The sequence below is a fragment of the Aeromonas sp. MaB10011B genome, from assembly GCF_017939325.1.
Taxonomy (GTDB): Bacteria; Pseudomonadota; Gammaproteobacteria; order Enterobacterales; family Aeromonadaceae; genus Aeromonas; species Aeromonas caviae.
This window is the reverse complement of sequence record NZ_JAGKRK010000070.1, coordinates 381-22,957: the sequence shown is the minus strand read 5'-3', so window position 1 is coordinate 22,957 and position 22,577 is coordinate 381. Positions and strand designations below refer to the sequence as shown.

21 protein-coding genes and 1 rRNA gene are annotated in these 22,577 nt (G+C 61.0%); 11 read left to right on the top strand and 11 right to left on the bottom strand.

Annotated elements, in window-relative coordinates; translation table 11 throughout:
* A 5S ribosomal RNA gene (rrf, locus tag J9893_RS14295) occupies window positions 1-96 on the top strand; the annotation flags it as partial.
* A 296-nt stretch (window positions 97-392) separates the two neighbouring features.
* Window positions 393-1,025, top strand: a complete 633-nt coding sequence (locus J9893_RS14290; protein WP_182955030.1) for a LysE family translocator — start codon at window positions 393-395, stop codon at window positions 1,023-1,025.
* Between the two features lie 82 nt (window positions 1,026-1,107).
* Here the strand turns inward: J9893_RS14290 and fis are convergent, their stop codons facing one another.
* Complete coding sequence (gene fis / locus J9893_RS14285; protein WP_005309538.1) at window positions 1,108-1,404, bottom strand: DNA-binding transcriptional regulator Fis; 297 nt, start codon at window positions 1,402-1,404, stop codon at window positions 1,108-1,110.
* Window positions 1,405-1,429: 25 nt separating this feature from the next.
* The gene (dusB, locus tag J9893_RS14280) at window positions 1,430-2,395 is read right to left on the bottom strand and encodes a tRNA dihydrouridine synthase DusB (RefSeq protein WP_010675552.1); all 966 of its coding nucleotides are present in this window, start codon (window positions 2,393-2,395) and stop codon (window positions 1,430-1,432) included.
* A gap of 290 nt (window positions 2,396-2,685) precedes the next feature.
* Between dusB and J9893_RS14275 the strand changes: the two genes are divergently transcribed.
* The 4 genes from J9893_RS14275 (at window position 2,686) to J9893_RS14260 (ending at window position 7,496) form a co-directional block, all read left to right on the top strand.
* Window positions 2,686-4,092 carry a TolC family protein gene (locus tag J9893_RS14275; RefSeq protein ID WP_164882111.1) on the top strand — a complete coding sequence of 469 codons (1,407 nt, stop codon included), beginning with the start codon at window positions 2,686-2,688 and terminating at the stop codon, window positions 4,090-4,092.
* A 73-nt stretch (window positions 4,093-4,165) separates the two neighbouring features.
* Window positions 4,166-5,170, top strand: a complete 1,005-nt coding sequence (locus J9893_RS14270; RefSeq protein WP_128313796.1) for a biotin/lipoyl-binding protein — start codon at window positions 4,166-4,168, stop codon at window positions 5,168-5,170.
* Window positions 5,170-6,306 (top strand): ABC transporter permease, encoded by a 1,137-nt coding sequence (locus J9893_RS14265; protein ID WP_210601191.1) that lies wholly within the window; start codon window positions 5,170-5,172, stop codon window positions 6,304-6,306. Before J9893_RS14270 ends, J9893_RS14265 begins: the two co-directional genes overlap by 1 nt.
* Window positions 6,303-7,496 (top strand): ABC transporter permease, encoded by a 1,194-nt coding sequence (locus J9893_RS14260; RefSeq protein WP_210601190.1) that lies wholly within the window; start codon window positions 6,303-6,305, stop codon window positions 7,494-7,496. The genes J9893_RS14265 and J9893_RS14260 overlap by 4 nt, the downstream gene beginning before the upstream one ends.
* 56 nt (window positions 7,497-7,552) lie before the next feature.
* Here J9893_RS14260 and J9893_RS14255 read toward each other — a convergent pair whose 3' ends face one another.
* From J9893_RS14255 to J9893_RS14245, 3 genes are all read right to left on the bottom strand, one after another.
* Window positions 7,553-8,188, bottom strand: a complete 636-nt coding sequence (locus J9893_RS14255) for an SDR family oxidoreductase (protein WP_210601189.1) — start codon at window positions 8,186-8,188, stop codon at window positions 7,553-7,555.
* Between the two features lie 127 nt (window positions 8,189-8,315).
* Window positions 8,316-9,170 (bottom strand): DnaA/Hda family protein, encoded by an 855-nt coding sequence (locus tag J9893_RS14250; protein ID WP_210601188.1) that lies wholly within the window; start codon window positions 9,168-9,170, stop codon window positions 8,316-8,318.
* A 72-nt stretch (window positions 9,171-9,242) separates the two neighbouring features.
* Window positions 9,243-9,917 (bottom strand): DnaT-like ssDNA-binding domain-containing protein, encoded by a 675-nt coding sequence (locus tag J9893_RS14245; protein ID WP_039041329.1) that lies wholly within the window; start codon window positions 9,915-9,917, stop codon window positions 9,243-9,245.
* A 275-nt stretch (window positions 9,918-10,192) separates the two neighbouring features.
* On the opposite strand from J9893_RS14245, the gene J9893_RS14240 reads away from it, so the two are divergent.
* Window positions 10,193-11,164 (top strand): response regulator, encoded by a 972-nt coding sequence (locus tag J9893_RS14240; protein ID WP_041213861.1) that lies wholly within the window; start codon window positions 10,193-10,195, stop codon window positions 11,162-11,164.
* A gap of 70 nt (window positions 11,165-11,234) precedes the next feature.
* Here J9893_RS14240 and J9893_RS14235 read toward each other — a convergent pair whose 3' ends face one another.
* From J9893_RS14235 to J9893_RS14225, 3 genes are all read right to left on the bottom strand, one after another.
* Window positions 11,235-12,632 carry a peptide MFS transporter gene (locus J9893_RS14235; RefSeq protein WP_210555876.1) on the bottom strand — a complete coding sequence of 466 codons (1,398 nt, stop codon included), beginning with the start codon at window positions 12,630-12,632 and terminating at the stop codon, window positions 11,235-11,237.
* Window positions 12,633-12,846: 214 nt separating this feature from the next.
* A complete protein-coding gene (gene galU / locus J9893_RS14230; RefSeq protein WP_010675542.1) occupies window positions 12,847-13,758 on the bottom strand; it encodes a UTP--glucose-1-phosphate uridylyltransferase GalU in 912 nt (303 codons plus the stop codon).
* Between the two features lie 94 nt (window positions 13,759-13,852).
* On the bottom strand, window positions 13,853-14,170 hold the full coding sequence (locus J9893_RS14225) for a ComEA family DNA-binding protein (protein ID WP_043156043.1): 318 nt from the start codon (window positions 14,168-14,170) through the stop codon (window positions 13,853-13,855).
* 164 nt (window positions 14,171-14,334) lie between these two features.
* Here J9893_RS14225 and cysQ point away from each other — a divergent pair, with 164 nt between their 5' ends.
* Window positions 14,335-15,105 carry a 3'(2'),5'-bisphosphate nucleotidase CysQ gene (gene cysQ, locus J9893_RS14220; protein ID WP_039041322.1) on the top strand — a complete coding sequence of 257 codons (771 nt, stop codon included), beginning with the start codon at window positions 14,335-14,337 and terminating at the stop codon, window positions 15,103-15,105.
* 63 nt (window positions 15,106-15,168) lie between these two features.
* Here the strand turns inward: cysQ and J9893_RS14215 are convergent, their stop codons facing one another.
* The 3 genes from J9893_RS14215 to J9893_RS14205 form a co-directional block, all read right to left on the bottom strand.
* Window positions 15,169-15,465 carry a YciI family protein gene (locus tag J9893_RS14215; RefSeq protein ID WP_010675539.1) on the bottom strand — a complete coding sequence of 99 codons (297 nt, stop codon included), beginning with the start codon at window positions 15,463-15,465 and terminating at the stop codon, window positions 15,169-15,171.
* A gap of 24 nt (window positions 15,466-15,489) precedes the next feature.
* Complete coding sequence (locus tag J9893_RS14210) at window positions 15,490-16,041, bottom strand: septation protein A (RefSeq protein ID WP_102949208.1); 552 nt, start codon at window positions 16,039-16,041, stop codon at window positions 15,490-15,492.
* Between the two features lie 105 nt (window positions 16,042-16,146).
* Window positions 16,147-17,652 (bottom strand): aminotransferase class V-fold PLP-dependent enzyme, encoded by a 1,506-nt coding sequence (locus J9893_RS14205; protein ID WP_210601187.1) that lies wholly within the window; start codon window positions 17,650-17,652, stop codon window positions 16,147-16,149.
* Window positions 17,653-17,843: 191 nt separating this feature from the next.
* Here J9893_RS14205 and J9893_RS14200 point away from each other — a divergent pair, with 191 nt between their 5' ends.
* The 3 genes from J9893_RS14200 to J9893_RS14190 form a co-directional block, all read left to right on the top strand.
* Window positions 17,844-18,476, top strand: a complete 633-nt coding sequence (locus tag J9893_RS14200; protein WP_039041319.1) for a hemolysin III family protein — start codon at window positions 17,844-17,846, stop codon at window positions 18,474-18,476.
* A gap of 121 nt (window positions 18,477-18,597) precedes the next feature.
* Window positions 18,598-20,259 (top strand): putative transporter, encoded by a 1,662-nt coding sequence (locus tag J9893_RS14195; RefSeq protein ID WP_210601186.1) that lies wholly within the window; start codon window positions 18,598-18,600, stop codon window positions 20,257-20,259.
* Window positions 20,260-20,481: 222 nt separating this feature from the next.
* A partial coding sequence (locus tag J9893_RS14190) for a retention module-containing protein (RefSeq protein WP_210621927.1) occupies window positions 20,482-22,577 on the top strand: 2,096 nt, incomplete at its 3' end.

Genomic DNA, 22,577 nt, shown 5'->3' with positions numbered 1-22,577 from the left:
TGGAACCACCTGATCCCATGCCGAACTCAGAAGTGAAACGCTGTAGCGCCGATGGTAGTGTGGCATTCGCCATGCGAGAGTAGGACACTGCCAGGCACCCAATACAAGAAACCCCGCTCACTCGAGCGGGGTTTTTTATTGCCTGATATTTATTTTTTAGATAATAAGTCTGGATAATGCTCAAAATCCAGTCAATTACATCGATAAACATTGCTATTCAGCCAGTATCACTGCCTTTCAAACGGCTCAATCTCTCTTTTTCACCTGGTTGAGCGTCAAATATCTCCGGCTCAAACGCTATTCCCTTCCTTGATAATCACTATCGCCGGAAACGGGAGTGACAAGTACTTCAGGATCCATAGACTGTTTCTTTCATGTACAAGGAGCTGTGTATGTTGGGGATCCACGATCTGGCGCTGTTTATCGTTTCTGGCCTGTTGTTGAACATGATGCCTGGGCCTGACTCCCTGCTCATCATGCTGCGCAGCGGCTCCCAGGGATGGCGTGCAGGGTCCATGGCGGCATTGGGTATCGGGACAGGTACCATGGTGCATGTGTTGGCGGCAGCTCTGGGACTGTCTGCCCTGTTGAGTGCCTCTGCCGAGCTGTTTGCCGTCATCAAGCTGATGGGGGCGCTCTATCTGGTCTATCTCGGCGTGTCCATGCTCTGGCAGAGGAGTGGCACTTCAACGTCTGTGGATGGTGCTGTGGCGCTGCCTGCGCTCTCTTATGGGCGCATCTTTCGGCAGGGGTTGCTCACCAATGTCCTCAACCCCAAGGTTGCCCTGTTCTTCCTCGCCTTTGTACCCCAGTTCATCGCGCCAGATGCGCCGCAAAAAGCACTGGCATTCATCGTGCTGGGCTGCATCTTCAATTTCAACGGCATGATCTGGTGCCATCTGCTGGCGTTTTCCACCGCGTTTGCAAGCCGCAAGGTGCGACTACCCACCCGGGTGGCCACCTGGCTGAATCGTGTGATGGGGGGGCTGTTCGTGGGGCTTGGTATCAAGCTGGCGGTGGAGTGAGCAGGTAAACACCGGGCATAGAAAAAGGCGTATCCCATCGCTGGGATACGCCTTCGTCTGCACTGCAGCAGAATGACAGGGATCAGTTCATGCCGTAACGCTTGAGTTTCTTGCGCAGAGTGCCGCGGTTGATGCCCATCATCACGGCGGCGCGAGTCTGGTTGCCACGGGTGTACTGCATGATCACGTCCAGCATGGGAGCTTCGACTTCGGAGAGAACCATATCGTACAGATCAATCACTTCCTGACCGTTCAACTGGGCCAGGTAGTTACGCAGGGCCTGTTGCACAGAGTCACGCAGGGGGCGTTGGGTCGGCTCGGCAGCGTGATTGTGAGTAGTTGTTACCAATGCATCAGAAGTCAGGGTTTGTTCGAACATATTCGGTCGGCTCTTTAGTTATGCGTTAACCTAATCCATCGAAATACGCTTCGAGTGCCTCGAGTTGTGCGTCTGCACAATCCAGGGCATTGAAGTGCTTACGGAATTCTCGGCCCGCCTCTTCTTCATCCAGATACCAGCCCACGTGTTTACGGGCAATGCGCGCTCCCAGATAGGCACCGTAAAACTGGTGCAGATTGGTGACATGCTCGTTCATCAGGGTGCGAACCTCTTCCCTGTCGGGAGGCGGCAGCTTGGTGCCCGTTTCAAGAAAATGGCGGATTTCCCGGAAAATCCAGGGTCGTCCTTGCGCAGCACGGCCGATCATCACGGCGTCAACACCGGTATAGTCGAGGACATACCGGGCTTTCTCCGGGCTATCGATGTCGCCATTGGCGACAACAGGAATCGATACGGCCTGCTTAATCGCCCTGATAGTGTCGTACTCCGCTTCGCCCTTGTAGAGGCAGGCACGGGTACGACCATGCACGGCAAGGGCCGCGATACCGCAATCTTCGGCGATTCGGGCGATCTCCTCGCCATTGCGGTTATCCGGATCCCATCCTGTGCGGATCTTCAAGGTGACAGGTACTTCCACCGCATCCACCACGGCCCGGCAGATGGATCTGACCAGGTCTGGCTGACGCAGCAGTGCGGAACCTGCCAGCTTCTTATTCACTTTTTTTGCCGGACACCCCATGTTGATGTCGACGATCTGAGCGCCCTGCTCCACGTTGTAGCGGGCAGCAAACGCCATCATCTCGGGGTCGGCACCGGCAATCTGGACCGATCGCAAGCCGCCTTCAGCAGAGTGATCCATTCTCATCCGGGTTTTCTGGGTATCCCAGACATCCGGGTTGGCCAGCAGCATCTCGGAAACGGCCATACCGGCTCCCAAACGTAAACAAAGTTCACGAAATGGTCGGTCTGTTACACCGGCCATGGGGGCCACGATCAGGGGAGTTTCAAGCGTGTGGGGACCTATCTGCATTCCACGGTTACCATCGGCTTAGGGCGGCGTATATTACGCATTTTTTAGTCAGGAGAAAAGGTTAGTATTTGAGCGTCAGCCATTTTTTTCTGAAAAAAACGTCGCGCCAAGGCTTGCAAATTCAGGAGTGCTTGAAAATCGGACATATTGTCTGTGACCATGGTCAGGGGGGCGCGAGTGAGGGGGATGGTGATTTGTGAGTCTCCCTCTCAAGTCGGTTTAGGCTATGATAGCGGGCCTGAATTGAGCAAAGGCTCTACACAATTTTATTACAAACGGATCGGGGATGTATGACGGCAAAGTTCATCAAATCGCTCTGCCCATGCCTGCTGGGTGTCGTGCTGGGGTCGGCCCAGGCGCAGACGGTCAGCTTTACCGAGGCCTGGAGTCGGGTCATCCAGCAGGATGACGGCTTGGCGGCAGAGCAGGCCGGGGTGGAGAGGGCCCAGCAACTGCGGGAGGCGGCCAAGGCCATGTACCTGCCCAAGGTGGATGTGGGGGCCAGCTATACCCATCTTGATCAGCCGATGGAGCTGGACATGCTGGATCTCAACCCCATCGCCAATCATCCGGAATTCGGCAAGGTGCTGGGGCCCGTGATGCAGGCACTCAACCTCAGCCCGAGCGATTTCGTCACCCCCCTCACCAAGCAGAACGTGGTGACCAGTTCGGTCAAGATGTTATGGCCGCTCTTTACCGGCGGGCGCATCGATGCGGCCCAGGATATTCGTCAGGCCCAGGTGAGCGAGGCTGAGCAGTTGCTGGTGCTCAAACAGCAGTCCACCTTCGAGAGCCTCTCCCAGACCTACTTCGGGGTGGTGCTGGCGGCGCAGGTGGTGCAGACCAAGCAGGAGATCGAGCAGGGACTGGCACACCATCTGGATCATGCCAAGAAGCTCGAAGCCCAGGGGCAGATCGCCAAGGTGGAGCGCCTCTCGGCCCAGTCTGCCTATGACAGGGCACGCATCGATACCCAGAAGGCCAGGCGCAGCCAGGAGATCGCCCAGCTGGCGCTCGGCCACATGCTCAAACTCAAGCAGGCTGAGCCCAATACCGCCCTCTTCATCAACGAAGGGATGCCAGCCTTGTCTCCCTTCGTGGAGGAGACCCTGTCGGTGCATCCCGGTCTCAAGCTGTTGACGGCCAAGAAGGAGCAGGCCCAGGGGATGATCAAGCTGGAGAAGGGCAAATACGCCCCCGAGCTCTTCCTGTTCGGCAACTACAACCTCTATGAAGATGATTCCATTGTCTCCAAGACCACACCGGACTGGCTGGTTGGTGTCGGGGTCAGCATGCCGCTGGTGAGTCGTGATGGCCGCTCCGAGACAGTCCAGGCAGCCAAGAGCGCCGAACTCCAGGTCAACCTGCTGCAAGCCAAGACCCGCCAGGATCTGGAGCTGCTGGTCGAGAAGACCTGGCGCGAGGCTGCCCAGGGACTGGAAGAGTATCACTCTCTCTCTTCCACCCAGGCGTTGGCCGAGGAGAACGTGCGGTTGCGGGACAAGGCGTTCGGGCAGGGACTCTCTACCTCCCTCGACGTGGTGGATGCCCGCAACCAGTTGGCCGGGGTCAAGACCCAGCGCGCTGTTGCCGCTTATCAATACGTGATCTCCCTGGCCCGCCTCTTGGCGCTCTCCGGTCAGATGAACAGTTTCAATCAGTATCAGCATGGGCAAGTGATCGAGGTGAATTCATGATCGCGCGCCACTCTGCTCCTTTTTTCATGTCTGTTTCGACCGCCAAGGGTCGCCCGTTTGCCGAGGTGAATGCATGAGTCATCCCCCCATCAAGAAGAAGATGAGCCAGGCCAAGCCGCTGTTGCTGCCACTGGCGCTGGTGCTGCTGGTTATCTGGCTGGGCTGGCGTTTCTGGCTGACCTATCAGCCGGAGCCAGTGCGCCTGCAGGGGCAGATCGAGGCGCAGCAGTACTCCGTCTCCTCCAAGGTGGCGGGCCGGATCGACGAGGTACTGGTTAAAAAGGGTGATCAGCTTGCCAAAGATCAGCTGGTGTTTACCCTGGCCAGTCCGGAAATCGAAGCCAAGCTGAGCCAGGCCAAGGCCGGCCAGGCGGCGGCGGGTGCCATGGCCGAAGAGGCCGAGAAGGGGGCGCGAGTGCAGCAGATCGCGGCCGCCAAAGATCAGTGGCAACAGGCCAAGGCGGCTGCCCTGCTTCATGGCAAAACCTACGAGCGAATTGCCAGCCTGCATCGGGATGGCGTGATGCCCCTGCAAAAGCGCGATGAGGCCTGGACCGCCTGGCAGGCGGCCAAGTACAGCGAAGGCATGGCCTGGCAGCAATACCAGATGACCCTGGAAGGGGCGCGGGAAGAGACCAAGATTGCGGCGCGCGAGCAGGTCAAGATGGCAGCAGGTGGCGTGGCCGAAGTGGAGGCTTACCTGGCCGATACCCGCATCGCCAGCCCGCACACCGGGGAAGTCTCCCAGGTGCTGCTGCGCAGCGGCGAGCTGGCCCCGCAGGGCTTCCCGGTGGTGACCCTGCTCGACATGAGCGATGCCTGGGCCCAGTTCCACGTGCGTGAAGATCTGTTGCCCCGCTTTGCGTTGGGTACCGAGTTCGATGCTCGAATTCCCGGCCTTGGCGAGCAGACGGTGCGCTTCAAGGTGACCCATGTGGCCGTGATGGGGGATTTCGCCACCTGGCGTGCCACCGACACCCGCCAGGGGTTCGACATGAAAAGCTTCCAGGTGGAAGCGCGCCCCTTGCAGCCGGTTGACGGGCTGCGGGTCGGCATGAGCGTGCTGGTCGAGCTCTGATGGGACGCGAATGGCGGTTGCTCTGGCAGGACCCGTTCGGCCGGGCGCTGGCGAGCTGGGTCCCCTTAGTGCTGATAGGGATCCTGTGCTGGATCTTTTCAGCCGGCCTGGCGCGGGATCTCAAGGTCGGTCTGGTGGATCTGGATCGCAGCACCCTCTCCCGACAACTGGCGTTCTCTCTCGATGGCTCCGCCGGGCTCAAGATAGCGCAGCAGTTTGACGCCATCGACGAGGGGGCCAGGGCACTGCGTGGGGGAGACATCTATGCCCTGGTGGTGATCCCCCATCACCTGGAGCGGGATGCCCGCGAGGGGACCCAACCCAGGGTGACCGTGTTCAACAATGGCCAGTTCATCCTGATTGCCAAGCTGGTCAACTCCGCACTGGCCCAGGTGGTGGGAACTCTCAATGGCCAGGTAGGGGTGTTGGAGGCCATGGCCGACGGCAAGACGCTGCCCGGTGCCCTGGGACAATCCGTACCCATTGCGAGCCAGGTTACCGCGCTCTACAACATCAATTCCAGCTACGCCCAGTTTCTGCTGAGCGCCCTGCTGCCTGCGGTGTGGCAGATCCTGGTGGTGCTCTATGGCCTGAACGCCCTGGCCCGCACCGATCGCCTCGGGTTGGACTGGACCACCAGAGGGGTCTGGTTCGGCCTCTGGCGTACCTTGCTGCCCCATGTGCTCATCGGCTGGGGGTGGGGTCTGGCGTGGAGTCTGCTGCTGTTCAAGGGGCTGGGGTACCCCATGCAAGGCAGTTGGCTGGTGCTGACGGCGGGGTTGGGACTGGCGTCGGCCGCTTGCGTCACCATGGGGGCCTTCTTCTACGCCATCATCCGGGATCCGGCGCGCGCTCTGTCGCTGGCGGGGGCTTACACGGCTCCCGGTTTCGCCTTTATGGGGGTCACCTTTCCGGTCAGCGCCATGGGGGATGTGGCCCAGTTCTGGCGCAGCCTGCTGCCCATCTCCCACTATGTGAAGCTGCAGATCGGGCAAACCAACTACGGTCAACCGTTGACGGCAGCCCTGCCCCAGTTCGGGGCCCTGCTGCTGTTTCTGCTGCCCCTGCTGCTGGTGGTACACCGCTACCGGACGCCGTCGGGCGCGGCCCTGCCCCATGAGGAGTCCAGGCCATGATGGGATTCTGGGATCTGGTGCGCCTTGAGCTGCGCACCCTCTTGGCGGATCGCGCCATCATGCTGACCCTGTTTGGCGGCGTCTTCTTCTACTCCTTCCTCTACCCCCAGCCCTACCTGCACCAATTGCCTAGGGAAGAGCCCGTGGTGGTGGTCAACGAGGATGGCAGCCAGCTTTCCCGCCAGCTGGAGTTCATGGCCGATGCCACGGCGCAGGTGAAACTGGTGGCCCGTGCCGGTTCGCTCGACGAGGCCCGCCAGATGATGCTGACCGGCAAGGCGAGCGGCATCTTGCACATTCCCCGCCACTTCTATCGGGATCTGATGCTGGGCAGGAGCGTGACCCTGGGTTATGCCGGGGATGCCTCCTACTTCCTGGTCTATGGCACCATTGCCGAAGGGCTGGCCCAGGCGGGGGGCACGCTCGCCGCCCAGGTGAAGGTGGCCAGGCTGTTGAGCCAGGGTGAGGCGCTGCCCCAGGCCGCCATGGGCTGGAACGCGGTGGCCCTCAATGTGCTGCCGGTATTCAACCCCTCCATGGGCTATGTGAACTACGTGGTGCCTGCGGTATTCGTGCTGATCCTGCATCAGGTGTTGCTGATGGGGACCGGCATCCTGGGGGCGACCCAGAACCAGCGCAGCCGCCGTGGCGAGTCAGGCTACTGGCAACATGCTCCCGTGCCGGCCTTGTTGCTGGCCCGCACCCTGGTGGTGGGGGCTCTTTTCGTCCTTCCGGTGACCTACTTCTTCGGCTTCTGCTTCGATCACTACGGTATTGCCCGCACCGCTGTACCCGGCGAACTCTGGCTCTTTACCCTGCCGTTCCTGCTGGCCACCACCTGGTTCGGGATCGTGCTCGGCGCCCTGTTCACCCGCCGTGATCTGCCGACCCAGGTGGTGCTTGTCTCCTCTTTGCCGCTGGTCTTCCTGGCCGGCTTTATCTGGCCCCTTGAGCTCATCCCGGCCCCCCTCAACTGGCTGGCCCAGTGGGCACCGAGCACGCCGGCCATCGAGGGATTCCTGCGCCTCAATCAGATGGGGGCCGACTTTGCCCAGGTCTCCCGCTACTGGTGGCAGTTGTGGGGACTGGCGCTGCTGTATGGCGCTCTGGCGTGCTGGTTGCTCCGCTGGCGTCAACCGTGCCCTGCAACGGGGCCGGATGATGGGGCGACAGCGTCTTCCACCGACTAGGCCCCTTGCAACAACACGGTCAGCCACTGGGCTGACCGTGTTGCCATTCACAGGGATCATGGCTGATTCAGACCCGGATCGCCGATGGCATAGATCTGGCCGCACGCCTCCTGGTCGGTGAGCAGTTGCAAACCCCGTATCGCCACATCCTGGCGCCTGACCAGGCCATGCCTCTCTTGCCCTTGGCTGAGGATGGCCTGACCCGTGGGCTCCCCATCCTGCAACCCTGCGGGGCGTAAAATGGTCCACTCAAGGGTGCTTGTCTGCAGCCAGCTTTCCGCCAGGCTCTTGAGGCGTACCTCGTGTCCGAAGGCGGCGCGAGCCCGCTCGGGCAGGTATTGCCAGCTGTCGCCACAACCGAGGGAGGTAACCAGCAGCAGGCGGCTGAGCCCGGCGTGCTCCATCTCGTCGATCACATGGCGGTTGCCCTGATAATCCACCGGTGCACTCTGGCGAAAGCTGCCGAGGGTGGAGACTACCCGGGCATCCCTGCCCGCCAAGCGGCAAGCCAGGGCCACGGTCTGGGGGTCCAGGGCATCCCCGATGACGACCTCGACTCCCTGGGTATGCAGCTCGCTGGCCATGTCGGCATGGCGCACCAGGGCAACAACCCTGTGGCCCAGTTGCAGTGCGTGGTCGGTGAAGGCGCGGCCCAGTCCGCGACTGGCACCGAAGATGAGTGTGGTTGGCATGACAGGCCCTCTCGAACAAAAGAGCAAGCCTAGAGCCTGGATGGCTCTCTGTAAATGAGAGTAGTTTTTATTTGTGAGGTGCAGGGGATATGAAGGGCCGGACATCAGGGACGCCGGCCCGACGGGATCAACCGTTGTAATGGCCGATGCTGGGACGGCGGCTGGGTCCGCTCAGGTGGATGTCCACCGGATTGAACGCCTTGATCGCCTCATAGCTGAAATCACCGATGGCCTGATGCAGGTTCTGGGGGCTGTGGTTGGTGATAATGATGACGCTTTTGGACAGGTTGCGACGACGGCGCAGCAGGTGGCCGAGGAAGCTGGACTGACTCTCGGCCATCTTGGCGCGGTTGGCCGCCACCTCGTCGATGATCAGCAGGTCCACCTCTTCCAGGGCGCGGCGGTACTGGTTGCGCTCCTCCTGATCCTGGATGACGTTGAAGAAGAGCCTGTCCACGATGGAGGCCCACTGCTGGAAGATCACCGACTTCTGGTGGCGCGCGATCAACTCGTGGGCCACGGCGCCCGCCAGGGTGGATTTGCCGGTGCCGTAATCGCCGTAGATCAGCATGCAGCCCCCGCCGCTCTTCTCCCAGTGCTCGAAACCGCTGATGAAGTAGCGGGCCGTTTCGATGGGGTATTGCAGGGCCGGGTCACCGGAATCCATCTTGTCGAAGATCCAGTCCGGATTGAGGTCGGCCTGGGCGATCAGCTTCTGGATCCGCTCCTGGCGGGCGGCTTTCTGCAACTCGCGCACTTCGGCATTGGCCTTGGCGTCGTACTCCTTGCGCAGGGTCTCGTAGTCGTACTGGCTGCCGCCGGTTGCGGCCCGCAGTCGGAGAATACGTTCCTGCAGGCTGCTGACGTGACGCTTGAGCTCGGGATCATGAGCCCGTTGCTCCTGTCTGGCCTTGGCGATTTTCTGGCGTTTGGCCTCGATCTCTTCCAGTGCCTGGCGCATCGGGTCGTGCGGATCTGTCATGGAATTCTCCTTCTGCTAGGGCTATGGCTGGATGGGCAGGGGGTCAATAGTGCACTTCGTGGCCACCTGGTATCAATCATTCTCCGGCTCCTGAGCTTGTGCCAGCCGTTTGGCCTCATCGATCATCTCTTGCGCCCGGCGGCTCGGGCCAGCCTCTACCGGGGCTGGCGCGACCTGCTGGTACCCGGTGACCACGGTCGCCGGGCGGCGGGCGTAGCGCCGACTCTTGAGGGCCCGAATAAATTTCAACATCCACTGGTGCTGGGAGTCGAACACCTCGGGGCGGCCGAGCCAGTAGGCGATGAACTCCCCGAGATCCTCTTCGCTGTAGCTGGCATCGATCACCCCGCACAGGCGTGCGAGAGCAGGCAGTTCTTCGTCCGGACGCCACTGCAGGTGCATCTGGAACGGGCGTGCCGGCAGGGGGCTGCGCACCCGCTGGCTCAGCAACGGCAACTGGAAAGGGCACTGGTGGTAGTGCTCACTGTCAGCCTGGGCCTCGACCTGAAGCAGTTCGGCCTCCATCAGCTCGTCGAGCAGTTCGGTCAGCTGGCGAGCGTTGACCTGATAGCTGAAACCACCGGGATTGCCCGGATCGACGACAGCCAGTGCCCGGCCAAGCTCGGGATAGTTGAGTCGGGCCAGCCGATTTTCCAGCACCAAGCGGCGCAGTTGCAGGGTATAGAGGCTGCGGGCCGGATGGGAGAGTCTGGGATGGGCGAGGGCGCTGTATTCGGCTGGCGTCATGGTCTGCTTCACGATCTGGAGTGGAGGGCATTATCCCTCATGGCGGTGCCTCATACAATTCATGGTGCCGACCTGCGAGATAACGGCTGCCGGGCGACGGTTGCCGACCATCTCTGCGCAAGGGGGCGATCAAAATAGTCGGACCATTTCAAACGCTTGGCAGATACCAAGGCCAGCCCGGCTCGCTGCTCGACAATATTGTGTGGCGGTATCCAGCGCCCATGATCTAGTCTTAATGCTCAAATAACCATTTGACTAATAAGAGCTTTGTCAAGATGTCAAAAGCCGGACTACGGATCTTGGTGGTAGAAGACGAAGCGGTTTTTCGCCACTCACTGGTATCTTATCTCGAGCACGACGGGGCCTGCGTCTTTCAGGCAGAAGACGGGATTGAGGGGCTCTCTGCCGCAGCGCTCTATCACCCCGATGTGGTGTTGTGTGATCTGAACATGCCGAACATGGATGGCCATGAGGTGATTGCCTGCCTCACCGCCCGCTATCCACAGGTGCCCGTCATCGTCATCTCCGGTCAGGATCAGATGGCTGCGATCGAGCGTGCGCTGCGGGCGGGGGCCAGGGACTTCTTCATCAAACCGGTGAATGACTATGAGCAGATCCGCCGCAGCATCGAGCAATGCCTGACAAACCTCGGGCATCAGAGCCAGCAACTGGAGCTGATGGAGCACATCGACTTCTTCCGTGGCCACGATCTGGCGAGCAGCCGGCTGCTCGCCTGGTTGTCCCCCCCTGGCATGCAGGAGTGGGGGCCCTGGCAGGTCACCTTTGCCGGCATGGGCAATCTCTTCATCCCGGATACCTTCAAACTGGACGACAAGCTGCTGGTACTGGTGATGGAATTGCCCATCCTCGGTGTGGATGCGGCCTTCTGTGGTGCCTTGGTGCGATCCCTGATGAACGGCCCCTATCGCCAATACCAGCAACAGGAGAGCCTGCTGTTGACCCAGCCACACCGATTGCTGGATTACCTCAATCTACAACTGCTGGAGTCGGGCCTGCGTCACTCCTTTGCCATGGCGGCCCTGCTGTTCGATCAGGAGGATGGGCTGCTTTTTGCAAATGCCGGGCTCACCTCACCTCACTGGTTGATGCGTGCAGGGGGGTTGCCGCTCGGCTTGATGCGCAGCAGTCGCTACACGTTGCACAGGCGAAGCTGGCACGAGCCCTTTGATCTGCAGTTTCGCAGTGACAGCGGCAGCGCCCTGACGATGCAGGTTCGTCACCACTGACGCCGTGAAGTGAACACATGCAAACAGGGCGCCCATGGGCGCCCTGTTTGGTCTCTGCTGTCCTGACCGGTCAAACGGTCGCAGACTGCAGTTTCTGCTCTTGTTCTTCGGGCTCTTTGGCCGGGCCTTCGGCACCGTGCATCCAGTAGACCAGGCGGTTGGCCATGGTCAGCAGGATGAGGGCGCTGATCACGGCGGCCAGTGCGATGCCACCGAAGATGGCCATGGCGCCGGATTCGCCGACGAAGGAGCCGATGAAGCCGGCGGCATAGTTGGCCAGGGCCACGAAACCGAACCAGGCACCCATCATCAGGGAGGCCAGGCGCAGCGGAGCCAGCTTGGTCACCATGGAGAGACCGATGGGAGAGAGGCAGAGCTCGCCCAGGGTATGGAACAGGTAGGCACCGACCAGCCAGAACATGGAGGTCTTGACAGCCTGATCACCACCTTGCTCCAGCACGGCACCGATCATGAACAGGAAGCCGACGGCCAGGAACAGCAGGCCCATGGCGAATTTCACCGGGGAGTTCGGCTCTTTCTTGCCGAGCTTGATCCAGATGGCGGCCACGACAGGGGCCAGGGTGATGATGAAGAAGGGGTTCAGGGACTGGAACCAGGCTGTCGGCACTTCGAAGCTGCCGATCATGCGGTCGGTATACTCCTGGGCATACAGGTTCATCAGACCACCGGCCTGCTCGAAGCCGGCCCAGAAGATGATGGTGAACAGGCCCAGTACCAGGATCACCTTGATGCGATCCACTTCCTGTTTGGTCAGGGGCGCTTTTTGCTCCTTGGAGCGTTGCAGGGCGGCACGCTGGGCGGCGGGCACACGGCCGATGTCGCCAAGGAAACGCTGGGCCATGGTGGCCTGCACAACCAGGGAGAGCAGCATGCCGATACCGGCGCTGACGAAGGCGGCTTGCCAGCCATAGGCGGTGGCGGCGGCGCCGCAGATCACGCCGGCCAGCAGGGAGCCCAGGTTGATGCCCATGTAGAAGATGGTGAAGGCGCCGTCACGACGGTGATCCCCTTCTTTATACAGGTCACCCACCATGGTGGAGATGTTCGGTTTGAACAGGCCGTTGCCCACGATCAGCAAGCCAAGGCCGGCATAGAAGACGGTGTTGACCATGTCAGGGTACATGGCGTGAGGCAGTGCCAGGGTAAACTGGCCGGCGGCCATCAGCACGGCACCGAACAGGATGGCACGGCGCTGGCCCAGGAAGGTATCGGCGAGCCAGCCGCCGATGACGGGGGTGATGTAGACCAGACCGGTATAGATGCCGTACAGCTTGAGGGCGTCGGCCTGGGTCCAGCCCATGCCACCGTTGGCGGTCAGGTCGGTCAGATAGAGGACGAGCACGGCACGCATGCCGTAATAGGAGAATCTCTCCCACAGTTCGGTACTAAAGAGCAAAAAAAGCCCTTTAGGGTGACCTAAAAAGGTCCCTTTGGACGGGTTATTCATTGGAACTTCCACCTGTGTCTTATATTTTTTTAGAAATTTTATGCAAGGGCTAGGAACAAGCCTTAATCCTTATAGAACAAGCGACTTTAAATTACAATATTATGATTTAGCGATATTTTATCTATCAATGGTTGAATATTTGTTTATAAAATGAAAAAAGGGCATCGAATGATGCCCAGTTTTTTATTCTGCTTATCTTGTAAATATTCAGAGATTACAGCTCTTTGGCAAACTGCTTCAGCCAGCTGGTGAATTCTTTGCTGAGTTCCCGATGGCGCACGGCGTATTCCACATTGGCCTTCATATAACCGAGCTTGCTGCCGCAATCGTGGCTGCGTCCCTTCATGAAGTAGGCATTGACCTGCTCCTTTTCCATCAGCATGGCGATGGCATCGGTCAGCTGGATCTCGTCGCCGGCGCCGGCCGGGGTTTTTTCCAGCAAGGGCCAGATATTGGCCGAGAGCACATAGCGACCGACCACGGCCAGGTTGGACGGGGCTTCATCCCGGGGCGGCTTCTCGACGATGGCCTGCATCGGCAGGGACATGCCTTCGCTCAGGGCTTCCCCCTTGATGTCGGCGATGCCGTATTTGTCCACTTCGCTCTCGGGGACGGCTTCCACCATGATCTGGCTGATCTGCTCCTCTTCGAACAGATGCACCATCTCCGCCAGGTTGTCCTGCTTCAGATCGCTGGCCACCTCGTCGATGAGCACATCCGGCAGCAGAACGGCGAAGGGTTGATCCCCGATGAGGGGGCGGGCACACAGTACTGCATGGCCCAGGCCTTTTGCTTCCCCTTGACGCACGTGCATGATGGTGACGTCTTTGGGACAGATGTGCTGAACCTCTTCCAGCAGTTGGCGCTTGACCCGCTTCTCCAGGGTCGCCTCCAGCTCGAAGCTTTTGTCGAAGTGGTTCTCGATGGAGTTCTTGCTTGAATGGGTCACCAGGATGATCTCCTTGATGCCGGCGGCGATGGCTTCGCGCACCACATACTGGATCAGCGGCTTGTCGACCACGGGCAGCATCTCCTTGGGGATGGCCTTGGTGGCGGGCAGCATGCGGGTACCCAGACCGGCAACGGGGAGAACGGCCTTGCGAACAACGAGCGGTGTCTTTTTCATGGAGTGAGTCCGAAGATACAAAGTGGGCTCATGATACCCGAAGAAAAATAGGGCAGCCACAGGCTGCCCTCGGGATGATAGGGATTCAAACCGGTTACTTGACGATAATCATGTCCCGGTTTGCTTCCAGCGTGGCAGGTCCGATGCCACTGACGTCCGCCAGTTGATCGACGGAGGTGAACTTGCCCTGCTTCTCCCTGTGGTCGATGATGGCCTGTGCCTTCTTCTCGCCAATGCCTTTCAGGGCGGTGAGCTCGCTGGCACTGGCGGTATTGAGATTGATCTTGCCGCTTTCCTTGACTTGGGTGGTGGCCACAGGCTTGGTCGCCGCCTTGTCGGCGGCCAGCAGAGGTTGGCTCAACAGGGGGAGGCAGCCCAGCAGCAGTGCGGCGATCAGGGTCTTCTTGTTCATATCGTCATGTCCTTATGTGGCGTTAGTGCCACATTTATCATTAGCTGTGTTGCGCCACTTTTTGTCTGTCAGTTTTGACACTGTATAAGTCAGTGCAAACGGCTATAAGCCGAAGATACTCACTCGGTTACACTGACCAACCCTTTGAGCGAGAACTCTTTTCCATGTATCTACCCGCCATTTCCGAACTGGAGCCCATCGCCCGCGCCGCCGGTGAGGCCATCATGTCCATCTACAGCCAGCCCTTTGCGGTGGAGTACAAGCAGGACGAGAGCCCGCTGACGGCTGCGGACAAGGGGGCCCACGAGGTGATCGTTCAGGCGCTGGCGCGTCTCACTCCCGATATCCCGGTGTTGTCGGAAGAGTCCTCCCCCGAGGTGATGGCTGCGCGACTCGGCTGGTCCCGCTACTGGCTGGTGGATCCTTTGGATGGCACCAAGGAGTTTGTCTCCCGCAACGGCGAGTTCACGGTGAATATCGCCCTGATTGAACAGGGGACCCCGCGCTGGGGGCTGGTCTATGCCCCGGTACTGGACAAGCTCTGGTATGGGGGCAAGGGGATTGGCGCCTGGCGTGTGGCCGATGGCAGGCACGAGACCATCCAGACCCGTCCTCATGACGCAGGGCAAGTGTGGCGCGTGGTGGGCAGTCGCAATCACCTGTCGCAGGAAACCCTCGAGTATCTGGCCCGTTTTGGCGAACTGGAGCGGGGCGAGATCGAGTTGGTTTCCATGGGCAGCTCTCTCAAGTTTTGCATCATTGCCGAGGGGGAGGCCGAGCTTTACCCGCGGCTCGCGCCGACCTGCGAGTGGGATACGGGGGCTGCTCAGGCGGTACTGGAAGGGGCGGGGGGCAGCGTCACCCAGCTCGATGGTTCGCCGCTTTGCTACAACAAGCCCGATATCCTCAATCCCTGGTTTGTGGCCAGGGCATGAGTCACCATCGGATACGAAAAGGCCGGACAGTGTCCGGCCTTTTTCTTGTCAGCCTCGATGGGCTCAGAAGACTTTCTTGAACGGTTTGATGGTCACTCTGGCGTAGACCCCTGCCGCAACATAGGGGTCCGCATCGGCCCAGGCCTGGGCGTCGGCCTGACTGGCAAAGTCGGCGATGACGGTGCTGCCGGTGAAGCCCGCATCGGCCGGGTCCTCGGCATCGATGGCCGGGTTCGGGCCGGCCGTCAGCAGGCGGCCCTCATCCTGCAAGGCTTGCAGGCGGGCAAGGTGGGCAGGGCGTGCCAGCTTGCGCTGGGGCAGGCTGCCCGCGACATCTTCGGAGTAGATCAGATACCACATGGAACAATCCCTTTCTGGTTGCGGTTATTTTTTCTGTTCTGCGTTCTGCTCGGCCGGCATGTGGCGATAGAGATAGACGCCGCTGAGCAGGGTGAAGACCAGGGTCATGCCCAGCAGGCCGAACACCTTGAAGTTGACCCACATCTCCTGGGAGAGGTTGAAGGCCACGTAGAGGTTGAGCAGGCCGCACAGGGTGAAGAAGCCGACCCAGCCGAGATTGACGTTGTCCCAGACCCGGTCGGGGGCTTGGAGCTCCTTGCCCAGCATCTGCTTGATGAGGTTCTTGCCAAAGCCATAGCGGCCGATGAGCAGGGCGAGGGCAAAGAGCACATTGATGACGGTCACCTTCCACTTGATAAAGGCATCGTTGTGGAAGAAGACGGTGAGGCCGCCGAAGAAACCGACCAGCACGAAGGTGAACAACTGCATCTTCTCGACCCGGCGATAGCGAAGCCAGCTGTACAGGAGTTGCAGGCCTGTGACGACCACCAGGGCGCCAGTGGCGGTGTAGATGTCGTAAAACTTGTAGACCGCGAAGAAGACGATCAGGGGGATGAACTCGATAAACTGCTTCATGCTGGGCTCTAACCTCAAAATTTCACTCAGTGTACCTGCCCGTCAGACAACGGCAAATGAATAAGACCGTCCATTCTGCAGGCAGTTCCTTCCCGGGGCGGCGGGTTACTCGAACAGCTGGCTGGCAATCTGGTTGCCAAGGCGCACCTGATCGTCCAGCAATGCGTGTATGTCCGCTTCCTCGATGAGAGGGTTGAGTAGGACGGCGCGCAGCAGCGTGAGCGGTTGCTCGCCATAGCGGGAGACTGCGCGCTGGGTGCGTGAGACGAAGCTGTGCCCTTCGGCGCGCTGGGCTTTTTGCAGGGCGACGTTGAAGAGATTGATCTGTTCGTTGGCCGCCACATCGGGCACCTGACCTTGCAGGTGGGGCGGAATGCATCGGTAGGAGAGCAGGTTCATGACAGGTGCCGACATCAGCTCGAAGGCGGGGCTGGCGTCGATGAGCGCGGCCATTCGCCTCGCCCTGTCGTAGTTGGCGTCGATGAGTTGGGCATAACCCTGCTGTCCCAGCATCTGGAAGGCGGCATCCAGATAGAGCGCGTTGGCGGGACGGGTCCCCTCCAGAGTGAAGCGACCCTGATCGAAGGAGGTGGCGCGGATGGCGTAGGGAGCCTCGCGCTTCACCGTCATCATCAGGTCCGGTTGGCGGCAGAGCAGCATGCCGGTACCGAGCGGGACCAGCAACTGCTTGTGGCCGTCAAGGGTGACGGTATCGGCGTGCTCTATCCCCGTAAGCAATCCCTGATAGCGGGGCGAGAAGAGGGTCGGACCACCCCAGGCCGCGTCCACGTGGAAGTGGATTTGCTCGCGCCGGGCGATGGCGGCCAGTTCCGGCAGCGGGTCGACGGAGCCAAAATCCGTGCTGCCAGCCACGCCGACCAGCGCCAGCACCTTGAGCTTCTGCTTCCTGCATTGTTGAAGGGCCTGTTCCAGCGCTGCCAGACTGAGCCGATTGTGCTCGTCTGTGTCGAGACGCCAGACGCTGCGAGCCCCGAGTCCCAGCAGATCCATCCCCTTGTCGAAGGAGTAGTGCATCAGCCGCGAGCCCAGAATGACGGCGCCGCGATAGCCCTGCTCGGCGAGGGCGAACAGGTTGTCGCCACAGGCCCGGTTGCGGGCCAGCCAGAGGGCGGTGACGTTGGCGATGGTACCGCCACTGGTCATGACGCCGAGGGCTGCATCCTTGGCATGCATCTGGGCTGCATAGAAGGCGTCGTCCTGGCGGTAGACCAGACGGTGCAGCTTGGCCAGCACTTCCCGCTCCAGAAAGCTCAGCAAACGGGAGGACTCCATCTTCATCGGGTTCTGGTTGAGCATCACCAAGAGCCGGGAGAGCTCGGCGGTGAAGGCCGGCAGCGGCGCCGTCATGTGTCCCATGTAGCGGGGAGAGGTGAGGTGCGATGCCCCGGGTACCAGGGTGGCGAGCCGTGCCAGATAGTCCCGGGGAGAGATGCCGATGGTGGGCATGCACGACTGATCGAGCTGGTGGGTGAAGCTGCCCCGCTGATAGGGGGCCTGACTGTCGTCGGAATGATGGAAGTGCTCCAGCAGGGCCGTCATGGCCTTGCCGAAATCAGGATCCGGTTGTGTAAACAGTTCAGTGAGCTTCATCGGGTTCTCCAGACCAGATTGTCGGGCAGACGCGGCCATCCGCATGGGCGGCGTCGGCGGCAGAGCATACACCAAAGGGGCGGGGGGCACAGCCATCTCTGGCCCTCCCTCTCCTCGCTCCTTAATTTTCAGCTAACACTTGTAGCCTGAAACGTCGGCCGCTAGAGTGGGCCGGTAATGGGTTGGAGGTAATGATGGATGTGACGGGGTACTCCCCACGGGAAGAGTGGGCGAATCGCCTCAGCCATGGGCTGGGGCTGCTGCTGGGCGGACTGGGACTGGTCTTGCTGCTGCACAAGGGGTGGGATCAGGGGCCCAGGGTACTGCTGAGCTACGGCGTCTACGGTGCCAGCCTGGTATTGCTCTATCTCGCCTCGACGCTCTACCACAGCGTGAGCTCGGTGGCGGCCAGACGCTGGAGCAAGCTGTTCGATCACTGCGCCATCTATCTGCTGATCGCCGGCACTTATACCCCCTTCCTGCTGGTGGCGCTCGATACGCCGCTGGCGCAAGGACTGATGGTGGTGATCTGGGGGCTGGCCCTGGCGGGGGTCGTGTTCAAGCTGATCTTCATCAATCGCTTCAAGAAGGTGTCGCTATTTACCTATCTGATGCTGGGCTGGCTGTCGCTGGTGGTCATCTACCAGCTCTATCTGCATCTGGATGGTACCGGGCTCCTGCTGCTGGGGCTGGGTGGTCTCATCTACAGCCTGGGAGTGATCTTCTATGTGGCCAAGCGCATTCCCTACAACCACGCCATCTGGCACCTGTTTGTGCTGGGGGGCAGTCTGTGTCACTTCATGGCCATTTATGGCTATATCTGATGGCTAACCCTTAATTGGTATTTTTGTGCTCATGAAAGCCTGAATTCGTGCGGCACCCCACAGTTGCCCCCTTCGTTTGCTGACAAGCTAGGGTCAGTTCAGCTTGGAAAGGATGCAAACGATGAGTGAAATCGCGCTTTCCATCAGCATATTGTCGCTGGTGGCGGTGCTGGGACTCTGGCTGGGAAACTGGCGGGTCTATGGCGTGGGACTGGGCATTGGCGGGGTGCTGTTCGGCGGCATCATAGTGGGCCACTTCGCCGGGCTCTCCGGCTTGAAGCTGGATGAGCAAACACTTCATTTTATTCAGGAGTTTGGTCTGATCCTGTTTGTCTACACCATAGGCATCCAGGTCGGTCCCGGCTTCTTCTCCTCCCTGCGCAGCTCGGGCCTCAAGCTCAATGGCTTCGCCGCCCTGCTGGTGCTGCTCGGTTGCGTAGTGGCGGCGGCGCTGCACCAGCTGTTCGACGTGCCGCTGCCAGTGATCCTCGGGGTCTTCTCCGGCGCGGTGACCAATACCCCGTCCCTCGGGGCGGGTCAGCAGATCCTGGCTGAGCTGGGGGCGGCTCCGGGCTCCACCGGCCTGATGGGGATGGGCTACGCCGTGGCCTACCCGTTCGGGATCTGCGGCATCCTGCTCACCATGTGGCTCATCCGGGTGTTCTTCCATATCAAGATCGAGGAGGAAGCGACCGCCTTCGAGCAGCAGGCGGGCAAGACCAAGGAGAGCCTGCAGACTATCAACATCGCGGTGCGCAACCCCAACATGCACGGCCTGATGCTGAGCGAGATCCCGAGCCTGGACGAGACAGACGTCATCTGCTCGCGCCTCAAGCGCGGTGACGAGCTGATGGTGCCGAAGCCCGACTCGCACATCGAGCTCGGCGATCTGCTGCACCTGGTGGGCGAACGCCACGCCCTGCACAAGGTGCTGCTGGTGCTCGGGGAGGAGGTGGATACCTCCCTCTCCACCCGGGGCACGGATCTGCGGGTTGAGCGGGTGGTGGTCACCAATGAGCAGGTGCTCGGCAAGCGGATCCGCGATCTCGACATCAAGCAGAAATACGATGTGGTCATCTCGCGCCTCAACCGGGCCGGGATCGAGCTGGTGCCGACCAGCCAGACCAGCCTGCAGTTTGGGGACATCCTGAACCTGGTGGGGCGACTCGATGCCATCGAGGCGGTGACCAGCGTGGTCGGCAACGTGCAGCAGAAGCTGCAGCAGGTGCAGATGCTGCCGGTCTTCATCGGCATCGGGCTGGGCGTGCTGCTCGGCTCCATCCCCTTCTATCTGCCGGGGTTCCCGGCGGCCCTCAAGCTGGGGCTGGCGGGCGGCCCCCTGGTGGTGGCCCTCATCCTGTCGCGCATCGGCAGCATCGGCAAGCTCTACTGGTTCATGCCGCCGAGTGCGAACCTGGCGCTGCGGGAGATCGGCATAGTGCTGTTCCTGGCGGTGGTGGGGTTCAAGTCGGGGGCCGGTTTCATCGATACCCTGATCAACGGGGATGGCCCCGCCTGGGTGATGTACGGCGTGGCGATCACCCTGATCCCGCTGCTGGTGGTCGGGGTGCTGGCGCGCCGCTATGGCAAGCTCAATTACCTCACCCTGTGCGGTCTGCTGGCCGGCTCCATGACGGACCCTCCCGCCCTGGCCTTCGCCAACGGCATGCACCCGACCAGCGGGGCCAGTGCGCTCTCCTATGCGACCGTCTACCCCCTGGTGATGTTCCTGCGGATCATCTCTCCCCAGCTGCTGGCCATCCTGCTCTGGGCCGGTGCCTGATGCGTCTCGAGATGGGAGCCGATAAGGCTCCCATCATCTTTCTGTCATAATTGATTTTATTGATTTAACTAATTTTATTTCCCTTCTATTTCCCTTCGGTTTAGCCCCAGTTTGGGGCTCCATTTTGGTCTGTCCATTCGATTTTTCTAACTGGTATCTGGCGTGATTAACGGGCACATTGGAGCCTGGATTGCCATGCCCATTTTTATGTCAGGAGAACCCATGAGCAGCAAGAGCATCGTATTGGATCAGGACGTCGTCGTTACCCATTTGCAAGGCAAGATCTATCTGGTCGCGGCAGACGGGAGCCAGACGCTTCTTTCTGAAGGCGATACGCTGCCCAAGGATGCCGTCTTGCTCGCGCCGGAGGGCGCCAGCTTCCAGGGAGGGGATACCACCTTCACCCTGAGCCCGAGCAAGTCTCCCGTTGAGGACGAGCCACAACTCGCCCAGCGCGCGCCAGCCGGGGTGCCTGACGACATCGCTGCCCTGCAGCAAGCCATCTTGCAGGGGACGGACCCGACCCAGGCGTTTGAAGCGTCGGCGGCGGGCGGGGCTCCCGCAGCGGGCAACGTCGGCGGCGTCGCGGGCGCCAGCGGCAATGGCGGCTTCATCACCATCGACAGAACCGGCGATGCCACCATCGCCAGTGCCGGCTTCGACAGCGCCAACCCCGATGCCACGGCGCCGCTGGCGGACGCACAAAGCAGCGAGGATGAACTGCTCGACCTCACCGCCCCCGTCATCACCGTCTCCGCTCCCGACGACACCAATGACCGGACGCCCACCCTGACCGGCACCACGGATGCCGCCGCCGGCAGCACCGTGACCCTGGTGGTGACAGATATCAATGGCAACCAGCAGACCCTGATCACCACCGTCAATCCGGATGGCAGTTTCAGCGTGGATGTCACCACGCCGCTGCCGGATGGCTCCTACACCGTCACGGCAAGCGTCACCGACCCGGCCGGCAACACTGGCACCGCGACCGATGACGGCAGCGTGGACAGTACCGCACCCACTGTGACGGTCGATGCACCGGACAACACCAATGACAGCACGCCGACCATCACGGGAACCTCGGATGCCACACCTGGTAGCACCGTGACTCTGGTGGTGACCGATGCCAATGGCAACCAGCAGACGCTGACTACCACAGTACTGCCCGATGGAAGCTACAGCGCTGATGTCGTGACGCCTTTGCCGGATGGCGGCTATGACGTGACTGCCAGCGTGACTGATCCTGCTGGCAATAGAGGCACGGCGAGCGACGATGGTAGCGTGGACACCATCGCGAACATCACGGTGAGCCTGGATGACGTGAACGCGGGCAATGTGGCCAATGCGCCCATCAGCGGCACCTCCGATGTCGGCCCGAACCGCACCGTGACCCTGGTGATCAGCGATGCCAACGGCGACAAGGTGACCGTCACGGCCGTCACCGATGCCGACGGCAACTACCAGACCAGCGCCGATCTGAGCGGGCTGGCGGATGGCAACCTGACCGTGGTGGCCAGCGTCACCGACGCGGCGGGGAATCGTGCCGAGGCCCGTGACGACACCACTCTGCTAGACACCACTCCACCGGATGTCAGTATCGCGCTCGATGCCGACATCACCGCCGACGACGTCATCAACGCCGCCGAGGAGGGTCAGCAGATCCCGGTCAGCGGCACCGTCAGCGGTGAGTTCAATGACGGCGACACCGTCACCCTGACCGTCAACGGCAAGCCGTTCACCGGCCCGGTGGATGGCGATGGCCGCTTCACCATCCTGGTGGCGGGCAGCGACCTGGCGGCGGATGCCGACCAGACCATCCAGGCCAGCGTGACCAGCACGGACGCGGCGGGCAACAGCGCCACTGCAACCGACAGCGAAAGTTATGAGGTGGATACTGACCTGCCGGGCATCGACCTGGCGGCGATTGGTGATGGCAACCTGTCGGTGGCGGAAGCCAAGGCGGTCGAGCTCAAGGGCACGACCAGCAACGTGGAAGATGGCCAGAAGGTCACCCTGACCGTGACCGACGTGAACGGCAAGTCGGTGACCTTCGAGGCGACCGTGACCGACGACACGTTCAGCACCACCGTGGATCTGGGCGCCAGCGGCCTGGCAGATGGCACGTTCACCGTGAAGGCGGACGTGACTGACCAGGCGGGCAACCCGGCGACGGACAGCGAGCAGGCGATCCTGGACAGCGACAACGCGGACCTGCCGGGCATCGACCTGGCGGCGATTGGCGATGGCAACCTGTCGGTGGCGGAAGCCAAGGCGGTCGAGCTCAAGGGCACGACCAGCAACGTGGAAGATGGCCAGAA